We start from the raw sequence: 19,055 nt of genomic DNA on the forward strand, positions 1-19,055 counted from the left end.
CCGAGCTCGCACCGCGGGTGCCGACCTCGGCGAGGCTCCGGCACCGTGCCGGGGACAGGGCACGTCGACGCCCGCGCGGACGCCGCGGGAGCCGTCAGGCGAGATCGCGCGAGGACAACACCCTGTCGACGGCGACCCGCAGCACGACCCGCTCGATCGTGGGGTCCGGCGTCCGGTAGCGCGCCGCGTACCGATCCAGGGCCCCGGCGATCTCGACGGGGTCGTCCGACACCTCGACGGTCCCCTCCAGCGTGAGCCAGCGCCGCCCGTCGACCTGGCAGAGCACCGCGCGGCCCGGCCGCCCGTCGACCCGGCGGCGGGCGTTCACGGCCTTCTGGGTCGTCGGTCTGGTCGTGACGCGCGCGACGGCCGCGTCGGCGTCCCAGGTGAAGGCGACGGGGACCACGTGCGGGGTGCCGTCGCCGCGCAGGGTCGTGAGCGTCGCGAGGTGGCGCTCCGTGACGAAGGCGGTCCGGGCGGCGTTGAGGAGGAGCACGCCGGGAAGCGTACGGGCCGCCGCCGGCGCGGGCGCGCTACGCGAGCGCGACGCGGTCGTGCGGCTCCGCGGCGTACCGGCGACCGGGATAGCGCAGGCCCCGGAAGTACATCGTCGTGTGCGCGACGATCTGCTCCCCGCTGATGCGGACGCCGTCGTGCTCCGCGTCGGTCGTCGTGTGGGCGTCGCTGACCAGCGTCACGTCGAACCCGCGCACCGCCGCCGCCTGCGTCGTGGTGCGGATGCAGTAGTCGCTCTGAGCGCCCGCGACGACCAGGTGCGTCGTGCCGAGGTCCGCCAGGATCCCCGGCAGGTCCGTACCGGCGAACGCGTCGCGGTACTCCTTGCGCACCAGCGGCTCGTCGGGGCGCGGGGCGAGCGGCGGCGCCAGGTGCCAGCCGGGGGAGTCCTCGGGGAAGTCGCCGTGGTCCTGCACCCACACCACGGGGACGCCCTCGGCGCGGGCGCGGTCGACCAGGGCGGCGGTGCGCGCGACGACGCCTGCGGCGTCCACGCAGCCGTCCAGGACGCCCGTCTGCAGGTCGATGACGAGGAGCGCGGTGCGGGAGGTCACCCGGGCATGCTGCCAGACGCGAGGCGCTGACCCGGTCAGCGCGTGAGCCGCTCCGACCCCTCGGACAGGTCGGCGCTGCGCTCCGGCCGCGGGACGCACAGCTCGAGCGCCTGCGGCCGCACCGTCACGGTCATCGTGCGGCCCGGCTCGATCACGTCGCCGTCGACCTGCCGCCGCTCCTCGCGGTCGCTGACGACGCGGATCCGCTCCGCGCGGAGGACGTCCATGTGCGCGACGCGGTGGGGGTGCCGCAGCACGCCCCAGACGGTCTGCACCCAGTGCCCGATCGTGCGGGGGGCGAGCACCGCCACGTCCATCTGCCCGTTGTCGGGCTCGGCGTCGGCGAGCAGCCGGACGCCGCCCTGGAGCCGCCCGACGTTGCCGATGATCACCGAGCGCGCGCGCCGGCGGACCGGCGGGCGGTCGTCCAGGTGGATCTCGAGGTGCATGCTGCGGTCGCGCAGGTGCTTGAGCGCCGAGAGGGCGTACGCGACCGGTCCGGCCTTGGCCTTGAGCTCGGTCGACGCGTCGTCCAGCAGCGCGGCGTCGAAGCCCATTCCGGCCATCACGGCGAACGTCATGCCGTCCGCCTCGCCGACGTCGATCCGCCGCCGGCCGTGCTCCGTCGCGATCCGGACCGCCGCCGCCGGGTCGTCGGGCACGCCGAGGTTCGCCGCGAGCAGGTTCCCCGTGCCCGCGGGGAGGACGGAAAGGGCGACGTCGGTCCCGGCCAGGCCCTCGATGCAGGAGCGCACGGTGCCGTCGCCGCCGCAGGCGAACACCACCTGCATGCCGTCCTCGACGGCCTGCCGCGACTGGCCCGCGCCCGGGTCGTCCGCGGTGGTCTCCACCCACTCCGGCAGCGGCCACCCGGCCTCGGACAGCGCGGACTCGACCGCGGCGCGCCGCGCCTCGAGCCCGTCGACCCGCACCGGGTTGTAGATCACGACCGAGCGCATCGGGCCGGCGTCGCGGGCGAGCGAGGCGTCGCCCGCGGCGCGGTCGCGCGGGTCGTCGGTCGCGTCAGCGGGGCCGGGGGTGCTGGTCGGGGTGGTCATGGCGGGCGTTCCTCCACTGCTGCGGGTGCTGGGGCGGGCGCCCCGTGCGGTCACACGACCCGAAGTCGACCACGACATCTGCGATCCGGCGCGCCGAGCCGACTCGCGGCGGCGGTCACGCCGCGAGGTGGAACGTCCGGGCGAACCGGTCGAGCAGCACCGCCGGCCCCTGCAGCACGAGGTGACACCTGCCGCACGCTCGGCGACCGGGATCACTTCTCGGGACCGTCGGCGATCCGGCGCACCGCCTGCTCCGCGGTGAAAGACGTGGTGTCGACGACCTCGGCGTCGGCGTGCAGCCACGTCCGCGCGGCTTCGGCGTAGGGCTCCAGGTACCGCAGCCGGAACGGGGAGGGGATCGCGTGCGCGCCCTCGATCCGGCCGCGGATGGTGCCGGTGTCGGCGAGCGGTGTCGACGACCAACGGGCGCCAAGGTGGCGGCCGTAGGGCCGCCCTGCCCGGATCGGGTGGGCTCGGCGTGCTCGTCCCGTGCAGGACGCGGGCGCTACGTCCGACCGACGCCGGCTCGACGGCCGCGGTCACACCTCCGTGAACGCCGCGAGCACCCGGTCGTCGACCGCGCGGTCCGCGTAGACCAGGCGCACGGCGCCGGGGTCCGGGTTGCCGGCGTCGGGACCGCGCCAGACGCGCGTGAGCCCGGTCCGCTCGGCGGTGCGCCGCGAGCCCTCGTTCACCTCGAGGAGGTAGGCGAGCACGGGCAGGTCGGGCCGCACCTCGCCCGCGGCCGCCCGGGCCACCGCGACCACCTCCTGCGCGTAGCCGCGGCCCCACTCCGCGGGGTCGAGCCGGTAGTACAGGTTCCAGCCGACGCCGCCCCGGACGCTGCACCCGCCCATGCCGACCAGCCGCCCGTCGTCGGCGGCGCGCACCACCCAGGCGCCCAGCCCGTACCGGTCCCACGAGTCCGTGTACCCCGCGACCAGCCGCGCGGTCTGCTCGGGCGTGGTGTGCCGCCCGTGCGGCCAGTGCCGGTACGCGCGCGGGTCGGCGTGCAGGCGGTGCAGCTCGGGCAGGTCGCCCGGCACCGGGGCGGTGAGGACGAGTCGGTCGGTGGTGACGTGGCGGTGGTCGGTCACGGGGCGAGTGTGGCAGGCACGGGCGCCGTGAGCGGGTCCGGCGACCGGCGCGACCGGCCGGCGTCGGACACGACCGCGAGCCCCTCGCGCGCCCAGTACTCGAACCCGCCGATGAGCTCCCGCACCCGGGTGTACCCGAGGGCCGCGAGGGTCAGCGCACCGCGCGTGGAGCCGTTGCACCCCGGTCCCCAGCAGTACACGACGACCTCGGCGTCCTTGTCGGGCGCGACCTCGGCGGCGCGGGCGGCCAGGTCGGCGTTCGGCACGTGCAGCGCGCTGGGGATCCGTCCCTGGCGCCACGCGTCCTCGGCCCGGACGTCCAGGACGATCGGCGGGGTGCCCGCGGCCCGGGCGGCGGCGAGGTCGGAGGGGTCGGTCTCGTACGCGAGCTTGGCGGCGAAGAAGTCGGCGGCGGTGATGGTGGTCTGCATACCTCCATCCCAGCCCCGGAGCGGTGCCGGCGGAACAGGCGACCACGGGTGGACCGGCCCGGCGACCGTGGATCGCCCGGTACTGTCCGCCACATGCCGTCGAATCCACGCCTCGACCTCGACGCCACCGACCACGCCATCGTGGCGCGGCTCCAGGAGGACGGGCGGATCAGCGTCGCGGAGCTGGCCCGCGCCATCAACCTGTCGGCCAGCGCGACCGCCGACCGGCTGCGCCGGCTGACGGACGGGGGAGTGATCACCGGCTACACCGCGACGGTCGATCCCGAGGCGCTCGGGTACGCGATCACCGCGTTCGTCCGGCTCGCGTACCCGTCCGGGAACTACCGGCCGTTCCACGACCTCGTCGCGACGACGCCGGAGATCGTCGAGGCGCACCACGTCACCGGCGCCGACTGCTTCATCATCAAGGTGCTGGCGCGGTCGATGCGCGACCTGGAGCGGATCACGGGCCGGCTCGCGACGCTCGGCGGGATCACGACGAACGTCGTGTACTCGAGCCCGGTGCCGTCGCGGCACCTGACGCCGGCGTAGCGCGAGGCGCGCCGCCGCGCGCGGCCCTACGGTGGAGCGATGCGCCGCGCCGGCGTCGCCGTCCTCTGCCTGACCCAGTTCGTCGACGTCCTGGGCGTCACGAGCGCGACCACGGCGATCCCGGCGGTCGTCGACGGTCTGGGCGCGGACGAGTCCGCTGCGGGGCCGCTGGCGACGACGTACGCGATGTTCTTCGGCGGGCTGCTGGTCGTCGGGGCGCGCCTCGGGGACCGGTTCGGCCACCGGCGGGTGCTGGCCGCCGGGCTGATCGGGTTCATGGCGGTCTCCCTGGTGGGGGGCCTCGCGACGTCCGTCCCGCAGGTGCTCGCCGCGCGTGCGCTGCAGGGGGCGGCGGCCGCGGTGTCGGTGCCGTCGGCGCTCCGGCTGCTGATCCACCTGACGCCGGACGACCGGGACCGGAGGACCGCGCTGGCGGCGTGGAGCGCCGCCGGGGCGGCCGCGGGTGCCGCGGGGTTCGTCGTCGGCGGGGTGCTGGTCGGGGCGTGGGGCTGGCCCGCCGTGTTCTGGGTGAACGCGCCGGTCGGGGCAGGCTTGCTGGTGGCCCTCCTCGCGAGCGTCCCGGAGGCGCCCCGGGAGCGCGACCGGGTGCCGGTCGACGCGCTCGGCGCCGCCCTGCTGGTGCTCGCGGTGATGCTCCTGGTGGCGGGCGCGTCCGGCGCCGAGCGGGGCGGGGCCGGCGGGGCGGCGCTCGGGCTCGCCGCCGGCGGGCTGGTCGCCGGGGTCGCGTTCGCCGCGCGGATGCGGTGGGCGGCGCACCCGCTGATCCCGGTCGCGGCGGTCCGGTCCGTGAACCTGCGGCACGGGACGGTGCTGTCGTTCGTCAACACGGCGACCACCAGCAGCGCGGGGGTGCTGGCGACCCTCGTCCTCCAGGACCGGCTCGGCCTCTCGGCGCTGGGGGCGGGGCTCACCCTGCTGTCGACCAGCCTCCTGGCGATCGCGGGGTCCGCCGCGGCGCGGCCGGTGCTCGAGCGCCTCTCGCCCCGCCGTGCGGCGTCCGCGGGCATCGCGCTGATCGCGCTCGGCGACCTCGGGCTGGTCGTCGCGGGCGGGACGGCGGTCGGCATCGCCTGCGCCTCCGGCGTGCTCGGGTTCGGGCTCGGCGCGGCGTCGGTCGCGGCGAACCACCTCGGCACGACGGTGCCGGGGCCGATCGCGGGCAGCGCGAGCGGGGTGCTCAACACCGGGGCGCAGCTCGGCACGGCGCTCGGCACCGCCGCGGTGGTGATGATCGCCGCCCTCGGGTCGCCCGCGTGGGGCTGGGGGACCGCCGCCGTGCTCGCGGCGGCGACCGCCGTCTGGGCGGCGCTGGCCGGGTCGCAGGCGGCCTCGGCGAACCCCGCCCCCGAGCGCGCCGGGGGCGACGCCCGGGCCGCGGACCCCGCCTGAACCGTGCCCGGGCGGGCTGCCCCGACGGCCTGAGGCGCGGGCGAATACCGACCCGACGTGCGGATTCACCCGCGGGTCCCGGACAGGACCCGGCCGCGACCGCCGATGAACCGGGCGTGACCACCGCACCACCCTCGACGACGACCGCGGGGCGTGCAGCCCACGCGGCGTTCGCCCTGACCGCGATCGGCCTCTCGGCGGCGTACGGGCTCACGGACGGCGCGGCGCGGGGTGTGGTGTTCCTCGCCGCCGCGCTCGTGCCCGGCCTCGCCGTGCTCGGCGTGCTGGCCTTCCGGCGCCCGCCCCGCCCGCAGCCCTGGTGGTGCGCCGCCGTCGCGCTGCTCCTGCTGGCGACCGACGGCGTGGCGTGGCTGGTGCAGGTCGGGATCGGGGGCGCGGAGACCGCCCACGGCCTCGTGACCGCGGTCGTCGTCCCGCTCGGCTACCTCGGGCTGCTCGCCGCCAGCGTGTTCGTCGTCATGCCGACGGCGCGGGTCGACGGCGGCCGGGTGATCGACTCGGCGATCATGGCGATCGGCGGCGCGGGCCTGCTGTGGTCGCTCGTGCTGTTCCCCGTGCTCGCGGAGCGCGGCGCCGGCGCGGGGGAGCGCGGGTACACGCTGCTGACGGTGCTGCTCATCAGCGGGACCGTCGGCGCCATGCTGCGGACCTGGGCCGACGCCGGCCGCGGGCGTCCCACCGTGGGCTACCTGGTCCTCGCGAGCGTCAGCGCGCTCGTGGGGAACGTGGGCAACGTCGTGGCGGTCGACCCGGGCACCGGCGCCGCGGCGCACTGGGTGGGCGTCACGTGGGTCGTCGCCTACGCGGCGACCGGCGCGGCGGCGGTGCACCCGGCGGCGGCGCACCTGGCCGCGCCCGCGCCACGCCCGGCGCGCCGCCTGGGCCCGCGCGCGCTCGCCTTCCTGGGCGCCGCCCTCGCCCTGAACCCGGCCCTCGCCGCGGTCCGGGAGCTCGCCGGTGGCCAGGCCGACCTGCTGTCGCTCAGCCTGGGGTCGCTGGTCCTCGTCCCGCTCGTGCTCACCCGGGTGTCGCAGCTGGCGCTCCTGCACGCGCGCGCCGAGCAGGACCTGGTGCACCAGGCGACGCACGACGAGCTGACCGGCCTCCCGAACCGGCGCGCGGTCGACCGCCGGGTGGCGGAGGTCGTCGACCAGGTGCGCACGGGCGAGGCCCCGGGCGGCCTGGTGTGCTTCCTCGACCTGGACGGCTTCAAGGAGGTCAACGACCGGTTCGGTCACCACGTCGGCGACCGGCTGCTCGTGCACGTCGCGCAGCGCCTGCGCGCGGCGGTGCGCAGCGACGACTTCGTCGCGCGGTTCGGCGGCGACGAGTTCGTCGTCGTCCTCGTCGGCGACCCCGACCGGCTCGAGGCCGAGACGGTCGGACGCCTCGACGCCGCGCTCACGCAGGGCGTCGACCTGGGCCCGCTCGTCACCGTCGCGCGGGCGAGCATCGGGTCGGTGGTCCTGCGCCCGGGGGCGACGACCACGCCGGAGAAGGTGCTGTCCGCGGCGGACACCCGGATGTACGAGACGAAACGCGGGCGCGCGCCGGTCGCGGGCCTCCGGCTGCTCACCGCCGCGGCGGTGCGCCCCGTCTGACGCGCGGACAGCTCAGGCCGGCCGCAGCTCCTGCGCCAGCATCACGATGATGCCGCTCGGCCCGCGGACGTAGGTCAGCCGGTAGACGTCCTGGTACGTCGCGACGCCGCGCAGCGGGTGGCAGCCGTGCCGTGCGGCGATCGCCAAGGCCTCGTCCAGATCGTCGACCGAGAACGCGACGCGGTGCATGCCGATCTCGTTCGGCTGCGTCGGCTCCGTCTCGATCGCCGCGGGGTGCAGGTACTCGAACAGCTCGAGCCGCCCGTGCCCGTCCGGCGTCTGCAGCATGGCGAGCCGGACGTGGTTGCCGTCGAGACCGACGGCCGTCTCGGCCCACTCGCCGCTGACCTCGTCCCGGCCGAGCACGGTCAGGCCCAGGTCGGTGAAGAAGGCGACGGTGGCCTCCAGGTCGCGGACCGCGATCGCGACGTTCTCCATCCTGATCGGCATGCGCCGCACGCTACCGGCGGGCGCTCACGGCGTCAGCAGGTCCGCCCGGTCCTCGAGCCAGGCCGCGTCGGCGAGGTAGAGGTCGACGTGGCGCAGCAGCTCGGCGTCCCCGCCGGCGCGTGCCGCGGTGAACCGGGCGAGCTCGCGCAGGCGCACGACGGCGGTCGCCAGGACGGTGGACGCGTCGACGCCGCCGTACGCGCCGCAGAGCAGGGCGAGCCGCCGGCGCCGCTCCGGGTCGTCGACCGGGCCGGGGTCCGCGCCGGCGGGCCCGAGCGGGACGAGCCGGTAGGCCAGGTACGCCAGGTCCCACACCCGCGGGCCGGGGGCGGCGGTGTCCCAGTCGATCAGGCCCACCGGACGGCCGTCGCGGAACACCATGTTGTACGGGGCGGCGTCGTCGTGGCAGATCACCTCGGCGGGCTCCCGGACCGGCAGCCGCCACACGGCGCCGGCCCGGTCGAACGACGCCGTGGCGTCGTGCACCCGGCGCAGCAACGCCGCCGCGTCGAGCAGCACCCGGTCGTCCCACACCCACGCGGGCATCGGGTACGCCGGCACCTCGCCGTCGAGGTACTCGGTGACGTCGCGGCCGCGCTCGTCGGTGCCGAGCGGCCGCGGGACCTCGCCGACCCCGTGCGCGCGCAGGTGTCGCAGCAGCCGCTGGATGGTCGGCGTCCAGGGGCCGGGGGCGCGACGCACGGTGCCCGCGGACAGGACGGCGCCGCCCATGCCGCCGCCGGGCAGCGGGACCTCGGGAGCGTCGTCGGCGGTCACGCGAACCGCTGGCTGATCTCGCGGGTGCCTCCGTCGACCGTCACGGACGCCAGGGCGCCGTTCACCAGCGGCAGGTGCGGCGGCACGTGCCCGATCTCGACGTCGAACACGATCGGGAGCCTGAGGCGCCCCAGGGCGTCCAGGACCGCCTCGCGCTGCGTCAGCCGAGGGTGGTCGGGCGCGCGGGTCCGCCCGACGAGGACCGCCCGGGCGTCGTCGAACCACCCGGCGAGGCGCAGACCGTGCAGACTGCGGCAGACCGAGGCGGCGTCGTCGCCGGCGACCTCCAGGTACACGATCAGCCCGTCGCCGGCGTGCCGCCGCCCGAACTCCGCGACGTCGCCGAACGGCGTGCCGGCGATGTGCCGCATCGTCTCCACGCACCCGCCGACGAGGCGCCCGGTCACGTGCAGCGCGTCCGCCCCGTGCAGGTCCCACCGCCCGCGGCCGATGTCCTTCCAGCGGGTGGCGCGGCTGTCCTCGGCGAAGCCCCACCAGTCGGCGACCAGCCCGGAGTCGCGCTGCCGGTGCGGCCCCGGCCCACCGACCAGGTCGAGCCAGCCCAGCAGGCCGTCGGGCGTCTCGTACGGTGTGTCGGCGAGGTTGTCGCCGTGGACGGTGGCCCAGCCGAGCCGGGTGGTGATCGGCACCAGCAGCGTCGACAGGTCGGAGTAGCCGACCAGCCAGGTGGGCTCGGCGGCGGCGAGCGCGTCCCAGTCGAGCAGGTCGACGACGTCGATCCCGGTCTCGCCGCCCCACGGCGGGACGACGCACCGGATCGCGGGGTCGCAGAGCATCGCGGTGAGCTCGGCCGCCCGCTTCGCCGCGGGCCCGGCGGTGATGCCCGAGCCGTCCATGGCGTCGCCGACGACCACCTCGTAGCCGGCACGGCGCAGCCACCCGACGGCGAAGTCGATCCGCTCCGACTCGTGCGCCTGGACGCCGGCCGACGGCGACGTCACGCCGATGCGGTCGCCGGGTCGCAGCGGGGCGGGGAACCGGAGCATGCCGAGCATCCTGCCAGCGGCGACGCCCGACGCGTCGGGCGTCGGGCATCCGGAAATCGGCTTGCTACGCCCCGCTACGGTCACCGGATGCACCTCGACGTCGAGCTCCCGCTGGCCGGCCGCACCGCACTCGTCACCGGCGTCTCGCGCCGCCGGGGGATCGGGTACGCGGTCGCGCGCGAGCTGGCCCGGCTGGGGGCGAGCGTGTTCACGCACGACTTCGCGCCGCACGACGCCGACCAGCCGTGGGGCGGGGACGACGTCGAGGCGGTGGCGGACGGGGTGCGCGAGGCGCTCCGCGGGGACGCGGTCTCCGGCCGTGCGAGCGCGGACCTGCGGGACCCGGCGCAGGTGGACGCGCTGTTCGCGGCGGCTCGCAGCCTCACCGGCACCGTGGACGCGCTCGTGTGCAACCACGCCCGCAGCGGCGGCGACGGGTCGATCCTCGACATGACGCCCGCGGTGCTGGACGCGTTCTGGCAGGCGAACACGCGGTCCACGATCCAGCTGACGCAGCGTTTCGCGGCGCAGTTCGCCCAGCCCCCCGCGGGGACGAGGCCGGGGGAGCGGCACGAGCGCCGGTCCCCGGCGGACCCCGCCCGCGCGCCGAAGGTGATCTGGATGACGTCCGGCCAGCAGCACGGGCCGATGCGCGGCGAGGTCGCGTACGCCGCGTCGAAGGCCGCCCTCGCCGGGGTGACGGCGACCGTCGCTGCGGAGCTGCTGGACGTCGGGATCGTCCTGAACACGGTCAACCCGGGGCCGGTGAACACCGGGTACCTCGACCCGGGGTCGACGGACCGGCCGCTCGCCGAGCTCGAGGCGCTGCGGGCGGCGACGCCGTTCGGGCGGTGGGGCGAGCCCGCCGACCCGGCACGGCTGATCGGGTGGCTGGTGAGCCCGGCGGGGTCGTGGGTGGTGGGGCAGGTGCTGACGACGGACGGCGGGTTCGGGCTGAGCTGAACGCCCGAGGGCAGCGCGGTCCGCCGCGGGCCGCCGTCGCCGCGGTCGTCAACGGGTCGTCAGGTCCCCGATCCCGGCGCCTGTCCGGCGCACGTCCGCGACCGCGGCCGGCCACGCTGCGTCGTCGAGCCCGAGCCGGAACCGCAGCCAGGCCGTCGTCACGCGCTGCACGAGGGCGACCCGCTCCGGGCTCGCGTCCGTGGTCTCGGCCACCTCGTGCCCGACCACGCCGCCGAGCGAGTGCTCGCCCCCGGACAAGGTCAGCAGCGCCTCCGCGCCGGGGCTCAGGTGGTAGGCGTCGGTGAACCAGTCGGGGCCGCGAGTCGACAGCGCGGAGTCGTCGGCGTCGCCCGTCACTACCAGCGTCGGCGTGGTGAGTTGCGCGTACGCGGGCCGCATGAACGGCAGGTGCTCCGCGGCGAACGGCGTGAGGCTGTCGCCCGTGCCCGTCGCGGCGAGCAGGACGCCGGCGCGGACGCGCGGGTCGGCGAACGACTCCTCGAGGGCGCCGTCCGCGCTGAGCACGCCGGCGCCGAGCAGCGCACCGGCCGTCTGCGCACCCCAGGAGTGCCCTGCGATCGCGACCCGCTCCCGGTCGACGCGACCGGCCAGCCCGGGCAGCGCGGCCTCGACGACGTCGAGGTGGTCGAGCACGGCGGTGAGGTCGGCGATCCGCCACCGCCAGACGTCGCTGAACGCCGGGTCGTCGTGGCCGAGTCCGCCGGCACGGGAGTCGAGGTGCGTCGGCTGCACGACGACGAAGCCGGCGCCGGCCCAGTGCTCGGCGAGGGGGGCGTAGCCGTCCATCGACCAGCCGTTGCCGTGGGAGAGGACGACGACGGGCAGCCGCTCGCCGTGCAGGGGAGCGGTGACCCGCGCCAGCAGGGGAGCGGGCCGACCCGGGACGGGGACCACGACCGGCTTGACGGAGCTGATGGGCGCTGCGGGGATGGTGCTGGTGCTCATGACGGTGACCTCTGGTCCGGGGGATCTGGCAGACTGGCGTAGACGGAACCACGTTCCGCAGACCATACGGAACACGGTTCCGGTTAGCAAGCAGTGCGAGGTGCGACGGATGCCCGACCCTGAGAGCGCCCCGGCGTCGTCGCGACGGCGCGCGGACGCCGAGCGGAACATCGCCGCGCTGCTGGAGGCCGCCGCCGCCGAGTTCGTGCGAGCCGGCGTCGACGTGCCCGTGCGGGACGTCGCCACCCGGGCCGGCGTCGGGGTCGGCACGATCTACCGGCATTTCCCGACGCGCGCCGACCTGGTGATCGCCGTGTACCGGCACCAGATCGACTCACTGGCGCAGCGCGGGCCCGAGCTGCTGCGGACGGCCTCCTCGCCGTCGGCGGCCCTGACGACCTGGGTGGACGAGTTCGTCGACTTCCTCGTGACGAAGCACGGGCTCGCCGGGGCGCTGCGGTCCACGGACCCGTCGTTCGACGCGCTGCACACGTCGTTCGTCAGCCGGCTGGTGCCGGTGTGCGGCGAGCTGCTGGCCGCCGGGCGCGGCACCGGCGAGCTCACCGACGCGCTGGGCGCCTACGAGCTCATGCGCAGCGTCGGCAATCTGTGCATCGGCGCCGAGACCGACGAGCGGTACGACGCGCGCGCCGCGGTGGCGGTGCTGCTGGCCGGGCTCCGGAGTGGCGACCACTGAGGGCGCTGTGCGGCGCCTGAGCCGCTCTGCGCACGTTCTACTCTGCAACGCCGATAATGCACGTTATGTCAGAACGCGGTCGTCGATGCCGCGTCTGGTGCGCCACGCCGACGGGGTCGCCCACGCAGGTTCGGCGGGCACGAGGACCCCGATCACGGCAGCACGACCATGCGAGCCCGGATCGACCACCACAGCGCGGCGGCGACGAGGACCGCCGCGGCGGACGCCGCTCCGCCGACCTTCGCAGCACCGGACAGCGCAGCCTCGAGCCCGGAGCCGGCCGCACCGGAAGCGCCGATCGCCGCCCCCGCGAGACCGACGACGACGAGGGCGATCACGACCGCGACCCGGGATCGGTCGAGCAGCACCCGCACACCGTCGCGGCGCCACGCGCGGATGGCCCGCCCGGCCCACACGGCCAGGACCAGCAGCCCGATCGCGGTGCTCAGGTGCTGGAGGACCCGGCCCGCGGGCACGTCGCCGACCAGCGGCTCCCGGAACCACGCCACGTGTCGCACGACTGCGCCGTCGCCGTGGGTGACGGCGTCCCACATCACGTGGGTGAGCACGCCCAGCAGGAGGGAGGTGGCGACCCAGGCGGACCGGGTGACGGTCCTGGCCCGCGACGTGCGCTCCCCCGTCGGGCGCTCCCCCGTCGGGCGCTCCCCCGTCGGGCGCGCGTCCCGCTCGATCAGGGTGCGTGCGGGCGCCCGGACGAGGAACCACAGCCCGAGCAGGGCTGCGGCGGTCGGCACCGCCACCGTCAGCGCCCCGGGCCACGTGTGGGTGGTCGTGGCGTTGACGAAGGGCTCGTACCAGGCGTCGGCCGACCTGGGCAGCGGGAGGAAGTAGGGCACGTCCGGGCTCAGGGCGCCGGCGACCAGCGCGGCGGGGACGAGCGGACGACGCGCCAGCGGGAGGACGGCGGCGGGGTGGGCGAGCGTGAACGGCACCGGGTCATGGTGCCCGTCGGCGCACACGCCGTCGTCCACCTGCGGTCGGACCCGCGGTCGGCCGCACGAGCCGCCGGCCTCCGGCACGGCATCCACGCCCGCGGCCGTCCGCGGGACGGGGTCGGCCGACGCGCCCGGCGGACCTCAGCGGGCCCGGAGGCGAGCGATCTCGGCCCGTGACCGGATGACGTCCGGGGTCTCCGCTCCCCCGCTCTCGCTGAGGTCGTGCACGAGGTCGAGCGCCCCGGCCAGCACGTGCTTCTCCCGGCGTCGCGCGGCGCGGTCGAGCCCCTCGCGGCGCGCGGCCCTGCGGTCGCGTCGGCGGTGCCGCTTCCCCGTGAGCGCCGCGAGCTCCCGGTCGGTGAGCACGCCGGCCTCCGCCTCGGGCGCGAGCACGTCCCGCAGGTAGCCGCGCTCCCTGGCCGAGCCCCAGCGCAGGGCGAGCAGGAGGATGGCGACGCTGGTCGCGGTGATGAGGAGCATCAGGCCGGTGACGGCGAATCCGTTGCCGTCGGCGAGCGCGGCCATCGAGTCCCAGGAGCCGTGCACGACCATCGCCCCCAGGCTCAGCAGCAGCCCGCGGCCCACGCGGCGCGGCTGCGCCGGGGTGCCCACGAGGTAGATGACGCCGGCGGCGAAGATCGCGGTGTACATCGCGTGCGAGGCGACGCCGGGGACCGAGCGCAGGACGAAGGTGCGCAGGACCGACCCCACCTGGTCGACCCCCAAGCTGGCGTAGGCGGCGTTCTGCCCGACGAGCATGTCCTCCAGCACCTGGAAGTTCCAGGCCCACGAACGCCCCCACGACGAGGCCGTCGTAGACGGTACGGATCACGACGGGAGCCAGGCCCAGGAGCAGGACGAAGACGAGACCCTTGGCGGTCTCCTCGACGTTTGCTGCGGTCAGACCGGCCTGCCACGGGTGACCGGCAGCCTGTGGGCAGCCGTGCTGCTGCACGAACTGTACGACCCGACCGGGTTCCTGTCGGCGGGCGGAATCGACCGGTCGGCCTCGGCCGGCGACGTGAACGTCGCCCTGACGCTCGCCGGACCGGCCAACCTCCTGTGCATCGTGATCGCCGTGGTCGCGCTGTTCCTGGTCCGGGGCCGGGTGCAGGACCGGCCGGCCGCGTGACGTCGGGTCCGCTCTTCGGGTGCTCACCGGCGCACCGGCGGTGACGGACGCCGAGCGCGGAGCTCACGGCGCCACCGGGACCCCCGCGCCGGCGCGCACCCGCGCCCGCCACCCGAGCACCGCGTCGACCACGAGGAACGCCGCGAGCGTGAGCCCCATGAGCGGGAGCAGCACGCCGACCGCGGCGGCCACGAGCAGCGCTGCCACGCGGCCCCACCACGGGACCGCGGCGAGCGCGCCGCGCGCGGGGGCGTCGCCCGGCCCGCGACTGTCGTGGGTCGGCCGACGGCGCCACCACATCAGGTAGCCCCACACCACCATCGCGGCGATCCCGGAGGCCAGGACGAGCAGCACGATCTGGTTGGGCAGGCCGAACATCGAGCCCATGTGCAGGTCGATGCCCCAGCGCGCGAGCTTGGCGATCAGCCCGAACTCGGCGAAGTCGACGCGGTCCGTCACGGTCATCGTGCTGCCGTCGACCGCGACCGCGTCCACCTGGGTCGGGTAGCTGCGCTGGATCTCCTGGACGACCCAGGCGGTGCCGGGCTCGGCGGGCGGCGTGATCTCCACCAGGGCGGTGTTCACGTTGACCTCCTGCGCCACCGCGAGCACCGAGTCGAACGCGCCGGCGGCGTACTCCGTGGTGTCGCGCGCCTCCGCGGCACCACTACCGCCGTGGTGGCCGGCGTGCTCGTCACCGCCGCCGGCGGTGCCGCCGTCGAGCGCGGTGCTCACGGCCGGGGTGCCCCAGCCGAGCGCGGCGCGCAGGTCGGTGACATTCGCGCCGGCGTAGGTGGACCAGGTGATGCCGGTAGCGGACAGGAACAGCGCGCCGGCCATGATCCAGATGCCGAACCCGAGGTGCCGGCTGCGGGTGCGCGCGTACGGGGTGGGTCCGGACCCGGGCCGGAGCAGCTGCTGCCGGGCCTTCTTCCTCCCGCGGGAGCGGCGCAGCTGGATCAGCCACATCGCCAGGCCCGACAGGGCGATGACGCCCAGCCAGGACGCGGCGAGCTCGCTGTAGAGCCGGCCGGGGTCCCCGAGGTGCAGGTTGCGGTGCAGGTGGTCCAGCCAGGTGCGCAGCGGCAGCGCCCCGCTGGTGCCGTAGGCGGTGAGGTCGCCGCGGATCTCCGCGGTGCCGGGGTCGACGAACACCGCGCGGGTCTCGCTCTCACCCAGGTCGGCGCCGGAGAACATGACGCGGGTGGTGTCGCCGGGCTCGGGCGCGGGTCGCACCGCGACGAGGGTGGCGTCGGGGCCGGCGTACGCGCGGGCGGCGGTGACCTGCTCGCCGAGGCTGACCGGCGGCGCGTCGGCGTACGCGGCGGTGAGCTCGTCGGCGTACACCGCGCGCTCGACGGGCTCTGCCACCGCGTACAGGGCGCCGCTGAGGGCGGCGACCAGGATGAACGGGCCGACGAAGATCCCCGCATAGAAGTGCAGCCGCAGCAGCAGGGGCGACAGCCAGCAGGTGCGGCGCCGGGCGGGCCGCGGCGCGCCCGGAGCCGTCGGGGTGGTGCGCGGGGCGTCGTCGACCGTCATGCTCCCGGGTTCGGAGCCGACCGCGCCGCGGACGGGTGCGGGCTCGTCGGCGGTCATGCGAGCACCGTCTCCCCCACGTAGCCGCCCTCGGCGCAGCCGGGCGGGATCGCGAACACGGCCGACCCCACGGGGGTGGTCCACTCGTTGAGCAGGTCGAGCTCGTCGAGGCGCTGCTGCAGCGGCACGAACTGGGCGTCGACGTCCGCCTGGTAGGAGATGAACAGCAGGCCCGAGTTCGACACCTCACCACCCGTGGGGGCGTCGTCGTAGTTGTACGCGCGCCGGTAGATCCGCTGGCCGGTGTCCTCCGAGCGCGCCCGGCGCAGGTGCGAGAACTCCGCGATCACCGGGAAGCCGATGGCGGTCGTCGCCTCGAAGTCGGGCTCGTCGTGCTCGTGCGTCCCGGTCAGCGGGGCACCGTTCGACAGCGTGCGGCCGACCGACTGCTCGCGGCCGCCGCGGTCCAGGCGGTCCCATGTGTCGAGGTCCATGCGGATGCGGCGCAGCACCAGGCTGGTGCCGCCGGCGAGCCAGCCGTCGCGCACCCAGACCAGGTCCTCGAAGTCGGCGGTGCCGGGCTCGAGGTTCACGGTCCCGTCGACCTGGCCGAACAGGTTCCGCATCGTGGTCCCGGACGCCTCGGAGCCGCGGGCGCGGCGGAACCCGGGCTGGGTCCAGCGCACCGTGGCGAACGACCGGGTGTCCTTGAGCAGCATCCGCTGGGCGTGCGCGACGGTCACCGGGTCGTCGGCGGCGATCTGCAGCAGCAGGTCGCCTGCGGACCACGCCGCCTCGAGGCGGTCGACGGTGAACGCCGGCAGCGCCCGCAGCCACGACGGCGCGGCCGCCGACCCGGTCAGGGCGCGGCGGACGAGCTCGGGACCGAACCCGAACGTCACCGTGAGGTTCGCCGGGACGAGGGCGAGCTCGGGCTCGGAGTCGGCCAGCGCGGCGACGCCCTGGGTGAGGCGGGCGGCGTCGTCGGACAGCAGCCGCATCATCCGGCGCAGCGCGTCCCGGTCGGTGACCTCGTGCAGGTCGAGCGCCACCAGCGTGGCGTGCGCCTGCGGGGCCGTCGCGATCCCCGCCTGGTGGGTGCCGTGGAACGGGACCGTGCCGGCGCCGGCGAGCGGCTCGGGCGCCGACGGCGGGGCCACGCCGGGGCGGGTCAGGGCGTCGGCGCCGGCGGCGACGGCCGCCCCCGCCCCGGCGACAGCCCCTCCCAGGAGGAGCTGCCGCCGGGTGGGGCCGCCGCGACCGGGCTCGCGCCTTCGGTCGCGGGCCATCAGTGGCCGCCCGCGTCCGCGTCGTCGCCACCCATGTCCATGCCCTCGTGGCCCTCGCCCCCGGCGTAGGTCTCGTTGGCGCCGGAGTAGTCCTTGGCGGGCGCGGTGAGCTCGAGCGTGGAGTCGTCGGAGAACGTCAGCGTGAACGTGACCTCGTCGCCGGCCACGGCGGGCGCGGTCAGGCCCATCAGCATGATGTGGTTCGCGCCGGGCTCCAGGGCCAGCACGCCGCCGGCCGGGATGGTGAACCCGCCGTCCTTCTCGCGCATGACCATCTCGCCGGACTCGTTCTCGACCGTCTCGTGCAGCTCGAGCATCGTCGAGGCGGGCGAGGCGACGGACACGACGGTCACGTCGGCGTCGCCGGTGTTCTCGATCTGGCCGAACGCGGCCGACATGCCGCACTCGGCGGACTTCACCCAGGCGTCCTCGACCGTGACGGACTCGGCGGCCGGGCCACCGGAAGACGGCGAGGCGGGGGTGTCGGCCTCGGCGGCGCCGCTGCAGGCGGCGAGGGCGAGGACCGAGACGACGGCCAGGGCGGGGAGGAACGTGCGTGCGTGCATGAGGAAGCTCGGCTCTCGTGGAGAAGGAAGAAGGAAGGTGGTGCGGCCCGGTCAGCGGGACGTGCGGGCGGACCGCCGGCCGCGCAGGACGACGGCCAGCGCGTAGACGCCCAGGGCCAGGAGGGCCCCGCCGCCGGCGACGGCGAGGGTGCGCCAGGGCGCGCCGTCCGTCGACCCGGTGGCGGACGCCCCGGCGGCGTCCTGCTCGTCGGGCGCCGGCTCGGACCTCGCGTCGGACTCCGCGTCGGACCTGGCGGGCTCGTCCGACGACGCCGCCGCTGCGACAGCGTCCCCGACCGTGAACGGCACCAGGCCGGTGATCGGGTGGCCGTCGGAGGACACCACCCGCCAGCGGACCTCGTAGGAGCCGTCCGGCAGGGCCGGGTCCAGCGCGACCGAGACCGACGGCCCGTCGAGGACCGGCTCGCCGGTCTGCCAGGTGTCGTCCGCGGCGTCGGCCACGACGATCGCCGCACCGAACGTCAGGACGTCCGCGGAGAGGTCGAGCCGGACCGCGGCCGGGGCCGCGTCGAGCGCGGCGCCGGGTGCGGGGTCGCTGCCGACCAGCTCGTCGTGCGCCGAGGCCGCCGTGGCGGCGGGCAGGAGCAGCAGGCCGGCCAGCGCCGAGCCCGCCGTCAGGCGCGCCAGGGCGCGCCGGTGTGCAGGGGACATGTCGATCGGAGCCCTCCGGGCAGGGCCCGCCGGGCGCACGATCGCCTCGGGGTGCGACCGGGTGCCGGCGGGGACGTCGGGCAGCGCCCCGACGACCACGCGGGCTCGGTGCCCGCGCCGCGGAGCGCTACGTGAAGAGGGGGACGACGAAGGCCGGAGGCCCGCGCCGGACCACGCTGGCGGAGGTGAGCACGCGGGCGACCGGGCGCCAGGCGTGCTCGTCGCGGAGCGGCGCCGCGGGGGCGTGCGGCAGGACGGGCAGCGCGGGGACCCGCACCACCAGGACACGGTGCGCCGCGCGGCGCACAGCCGCCACCACGCGTGCCAGAGCCGCCTCGCCGTGGCGCAGCGCGAGGACCGTCACGACGGCGGCGCCGGCGTGGGCGAGCCACATCGAGCCCGAGGCGTGACCGGAGTGCGCCATCGCGTCCGCGTCGGGGACGAGGGTGGTCGCCCCGGCGTGCTGGTGGGCACCGTCGGCCGCCGGCGCCGCCCGGCCCACCGCGCCCAGCGAGAACAGGGTGTGGAACAGCAGCTGGCTGATGCCGACCGAGCACGCGAGGCGCAGCCAGCCGAGCCGCACCTGCGCCAGGACGAGGCAGACCGGCGTCGCGAGCACCAGCGGCAGCACGATGCCGAGCGGGCCGGGCACAGCACCGCCGCCGAGCACGTGGGACATCAGGGCGGCGAACGTCGCGACGCCGGAGGCCATCAGCGCCCGCGCGAGGCGCTGGGCGGGGCGATGCGTTCGGGCTGCGGGGTCGCCGACGGGGTCACCACGTCAGTGACCGGCGCGCCCAT

21 protein-coding genes and 1 pseudogene are annotated in these 19,055 nt (G+C 76.3%); 5 read left to right on the plus strand and 17 right to left on the minus strand.

What is annotated here, in order from left to right:
• Positions 1-94: 94 nt before the first annotated feature.
• The 5 genes from Cpa01nite_RS01490 to Cpa01nite_RS01510 all read right to left on the minus strand — a co-directional run bounded on the left by Cpa01nite_RS01490 (position 95) and on the right by Cpa01nite_RS01510 (position 3,656).
• Positions 95-496, minus strand: coding sequence for a TIGR03618 family F420-dependent PPOX class oxidoreductase (locus tag Cpa01nite_RS01490; RefSeq protein ID WP_203666966.1), 402 nt, complete (start codon positions 494-496; stop codon positions 95-97).
• 37 nt (positions 497-533) lie between these two features.
• Entirely contained in the window at positions 534-1,070 is a 537-nt protein-coding gene (locus Cpa01nite_RS01495; protein WP_203666967.1) for a cysteine hydrolase family protein, read from the minus strand.
• A gap of 35 nt (positions 1,071-1,105) precedes the next feature.
• Entirely contained in the window at positions 1,106-2,128 is a 1,023-nt protein-coding gene (locus Cpa01nite_RS01500; protein ID WP_203666968.1) for a diacylglycerol/lipid kinase family protein, read from the minus strand.
• Between the two features lie 539 nt (positions 2,129-2,667).
• On the minus strand, positions 2,668-3,225 hold the full coding sequence (locus tag Cpa01nite_RS01505; protein ID WP_203666969.1) for a GNAT family N-acetyltransferase: 558 nt from the start codon (positions 3,223-3,225) through the stop codon (positions 2,668-2,670).
• Positions 3,222-3,656 carry a rhodanese-like domain-containing protein gene (locus tag Cpa01nite_RS01510; RefSeq protein WP_203666970.1) on the minus strand — a complete coding sequence of 145 codons (435 nt, stop codon included), beginning with the start codon at positions 3,654-3,656 and terminating at the stop codon, positions 3,222-3,224. Before Cpa01nite_RS01510 ends, Cpa01nite_RS01505 begins: the two co-directional genes overlap by 4 nt.
• Before the next feature lie 93 nt (positions 3,657-3,749).
• Here Cpa01nite_RS01510 and Cpa01nite_RS01515 point away from each other — a divergent pair, with 93 nt between their 5' ends.
• The 3 genes from Cpa01nite_RS01515 to Cpa01nite_RS01525 all read left to right on the plus strand — a co-directional run bounded on the left by Cpa01nite_RS01515 (position 3,750) and on the right by Cpa01nite_RS01525 (position 7,240).
• Complete coding sequence (locus tag Cpa01nite_RS01515) at positions 3,750-4,208, plus strand: Lrp/AsnC family transcriptional regulator (protein ID WP_203666971.1); 459 nt, start codon at positions 3,750-3,752, stop codon at positions 4,206-4,208.
• A 39-nt stretch (positions 4,209-4,247) separates the two neighbouring features.
• Positions 4,248-5,618: an MFS transporter gene (locus Cpa01nite_RS01520; RefSeq protein WP_203666972.1), complete on the plus strand. Its 1,371-nt coding sequence runs from the start codon at positions 4,248-4,250 to the stop codon at positions 5,616-5,618.
• A gap of 116 nt (positions 5,619-5,734) precedes the next feature.
• Positions 5,735-7,240, plus strand: coding sequence for a GGDEF domain-containing protein (locus Cpa01nite_RS01525; protein WP_203666973.1), 1,506 nt, complete (start codon positions 5,735-5,737; stop codon positions 7,238-7,240).
• Between the two features lie 12 nt (positions 7,241-7,252).
• On the opposite strand, the gene Cpa01nite_RS01530 is transcribed toward Cpa01nite_RS01525, so the two are convergent.
• Genes Cpa01nite_RS01530 through Cpa01nite_RS01540 form a run of 3 tightly spaced genes read right to left on the minus strand, consistent with a single transcriptional unit; the run spans position 7,253 to position 9,474 of the window.
• A complete protein-coding gene (locus tag Cpa01nite_RS01530; RefSeq protein ID WP_203666974.1) occupies positions 7,253-7,690 on the minus strand; it encodes a VOC family protein in 438 nt (145 codons plus the stop codon).
• 24 nt (positions 7,691-7,714) lie between these two features.
• Complete coding sequence (locus tag Cpa01nite_RS01535; protein ID WP_203666975.1) at positions 7,715-8,467, minus strand: phosphotransferase; 753 nt, start codon at positions 8,465-8,467, stop codon at positions 7,715-7,717.
• Positions 8,464-9,474, minus strand: a complete 1,011-nt coding sequence (locus Cpa01nite_RS01540; protein ID WP_203666976.1) for a S66 family peptidase — start codon at positions 9,472-9,474, stop codon at positions 8,464-8,466. Before Cpa01nite_RS01540 ends, Cpa01nite_RS01535 begins: the two co-directional genes overlap by 4 nt.
• A gap of 87 nt (positions 9,475-9,561) precedes the next feature.
• Between Cpa01nite_RS01540 and Cpa01nite_RS01545 the strand changes: the two genes are divergently transcribed.
• Complete coding sequence (locus Cpa01nite_RS01545) at positions 9,562-10,437, plus strand: SDR family oxidoreductase (protein WP_203666977.1); 876 nt, start codon at positions 9,562-9,564, stop codon at positions 10,435-10,437.
• Between the two features lie 48 nt (positions 10,438-10,485).
• Here Cpa01nite_RS01545 and Cpa01nite_RS01550 read toward each other — a convergent pair whose 3' ends face one another.
• Complete coding sequence (locus Cpa01nite_RS01550) at positions 10,486-11,403, minus strand: alpha/beta hydrolase family protein (protein ID WP_203666978.1); 918 nt, start codon at positions 11,401-11,403, stop codon at positions 10,486-10,488.
• 109 nt (positions 11,404-11,512) lie between these two features.
• Here Cpa01nite_RS01550 and Cpa01nite_RS01555 point away from each other — a divergent pair, with 109 nt between their 5' ends.
• On the plus strand, positions 11,513-12,100 hold the full coding sequence (locus Cpa01nite_RS01555) for a TetR/AcrR family transcriptional regulator (protein ID WP_203666979.1): 588 nt from the start codon (positions 11,513-11,515) through the stop codon (positions 12,098-12,100).
• Between the two features lie 152 nt (positions 12,101-12,252).
• Here the strand turns inward: Cpa01nite_RS01555 and Cpa01nite_RS01560 are convergent, their stop codons facing one another.
• The 8 genes and pseudogenes from Cpa01nite_RS01560 to Cpa01nite_RS01595 form a co-directional block, all read right to left on the minus strand.
• Positions 12,253-13,053 carry a DUF4184 family protein gene (locus Cpa01nite_RS01560; RefSeq protein ID WP_203666980.1) on the minus strand — a complete coding sequence of 267 codons (801 nt, stop codon included), beginning with the start codon at positions 13,051-13,053 and terminating at the stop codon, positions 12,253-12,255.
• 144 nt (positions 13,054-13,197) lie between these two features.
• On the minus strand, positions 13,198-13,815 hold the full coding sequence (locus tag Cpa01nite_RS01565) for a PrsW family glutamic-type intramembrane protease (RefSeq protein WP_203666981.1): 618 nt from the start codon (positions 13,813-13,815) through the stop codon (positions 13,198-13,200).
• 82 nt (positions 13,816-13,897) lie between these two features.
• Positions 13,898-14,215 (minus strand): annotated as a pseudogene (locus Cpa01nite_RS18955) (hypothetical protein); the annotation flags it as partial.
• Positions 14,216-14,251: 36 nt separating this feature from the next.
• Complete coding sequence (locus Cpa01nite_RS01575; RefSeq protein WP_203667153.1) at positions 14,252-15,730, minus strand: PepSY-associated TM helix domain-containing protein; 1,479 nt, start codon at positions 15,728-15,730, stop codon at positions 14,252-14,254.
• A gap of 53 nt (positions 15,731-15,783) precedes the next feature.
• Positions 15,784-17,016 (minus strand): Dyp-type peroxidase, encoded by a 1,233-nt coding sequence (locus tag Cpa01nite_RS01580; RefSeq protein WP_203666982.1) that lies wholly within the window; start codon positions 17,014-17,016, stop codon positions 15,784-15,786.
• A complete protein-coding gene (locus tag Cpa01nite_RS01585; protein ID WP_203666983.1) occupies positions 17,016-17,582 on the minus strand; it encodes a copper chaperone PCu(A)C in 567 nt (188 codons plus the stop codon). Before Cpa01nite_RS01585 ends, Cpa01nite_RS01580 begins: the two co-directional genes overlap by 1 nt.
• A 51-nt stretch (positions 17,583-17,633) precedes the next feature.
• On the minus strand, positions 17,634-18,254 hold the full coding sequence (locus Cpa01nite_RS01590) for a copper resistance CopC family protein (RefSeq protein WP_203666984.1): 621 nt from the start codon (positions 18,252-18,254) through the stop codon (positions 17,634-17,636).
• Between the two features lie 127 nt (positions 18,255-18,381).
• The gene (locus Cpa01nite_RS01595) at positions 18,382-18,966 is read right to left on the minus strand and encodes a hypothetical protein (protein ID WP_203666985.1); all 585 of its coding nucleotides are present in this window, start codon (positions 18,964-18,966) and stop codon (positions 18,382-18,384) included.
• Positions 18,967-19,055: the final 89 nt, after the last annotated feature.

The sequence above is a fragment of the Cellulomonas pakistanensis genome (assembly GCF_016862755.1).
Classification (GTDB): Bacteria; Actinomycetota; Actinomycetes; order Actinomycetales; family Cellulomonadaceae; genus Cellulomonas; species Cellulomonas pakistanensis.

Excerpts from the sequence above, each read along its gene's own strand:
- Cpa01nite_RS01555 (WP_203666979.1), top strand. The coding sequence starts at position 11,513 with ATGCCCGACCCTGAGAGCGCCCCGGCGTCGTCGCGACGGCGCGCGGAC.
- Cpa01nite_RS01575 (WP_203667153.1), bottom strand. The coding sequence starts at position 15,730 with ATGACGGTCGACGACGCCCCGCGCACCACCCCGACGGCTCCGGGCGCG.
- Cpa01nite_RS01545 (WP_203666977.1), top strand. The coding sequence starts at position 9,562 with ATGCACCTCGACGTCGAGCTCCCGCTGGCCGGCCGCACCGCACTCGTC.
- Cpa01nite_RS01565 (WP_203666981.1), bottom strand. The coding sequence starts at position 13,815 with ATGCTCGTCGGGCAGAACGCCGCCTACGCCAGCTTGGGGGTCGACCAG.
- Cpa01nite_RS01510 (WP_203666970.1), bottom strand. The coding sequence starts at position 3,656 with ATGCAGACCACCATCACCGCCGCCGACTTCTTCGCCGCCAAGCTCGCG.
- Cpa01nite_RS01595 (WP_203666985.1), bottom strand. The coding sequence starts at position 18,966 with ATGGCCTCCGGCGTCGCGACGTTCGCCGCCCTGATGTCCCACGTGCTC.
- Cpa01nite_RS01530 (WP_203666974.1), bottom strand. The coding sequence starts at position 7,690 with ATGCCGATCAGGATGGAGAACGTCGCGATCGCGGTCCGCGACCTGGAG.
- Cpa01nite_RS01590 (WP_203666984.1), bottom strand. The coding sequence starts at position 18,254 with ATGTCCCCTGCACACCGGCGCGCCCTGGCGCGCCTGACGGCGGGCTCG.
- Cpa01nite_RS01540 (WP_203666976.1), bottom strand. The coding sequence starts at position 9,474 with ATGCTCCGGTTCCCCGCCCCGCTGCGACCCGGCGACCGCATCGGCGTG.
- Cpa01nite_RS01515 (WP_203666971.1), top strand. The coding sequence starts at position 3,750 with ATGCCGTCGAATCCACGCCTCGACCTCGACGCCACCGACCACGCCATC.
- Cpa01nite_RS01585 (WP_203666983.1), bottom strand. The coding sequence starts at position 17,582 with ATGCACGCACGCACGTTCCTCCCCGCCCTGGCCGTCGTCTCGGTCCTC.
- Cpa01nite_RS01500 (WP_203666968.1), bottom strand. The coding sequence starts at position 2,128 with ATGACCACCCCGACCAGCACCCCCGGCCCCGCTGACGCGACCGACGAC.
- Cpa01nite_RS01580 (WP_203666982.1), bottom strand. The coding sequence starts at position 17,016 with ATGGCCCGCGACCGAAGGCGCGAGCCCGGTCGCGGCGGCCCCACCCGG.
- Cpa01nite_RS01550 (WP_203666978.1), bottom strand. The coding sequence starts at position 11,403 with ATGAGCACCAGCACCATCCCCGCAGCGCCCATCAGCTCCGTCAAGCCG.
- Cpa01nite_RS01520 (WP_203666972.1), top strand. The coding sequence starts at position 4,248 with ATGCGCCGCGCCGGCGTCGCCGTCCTCTGCCTGACCCAGTTCGTCGAC.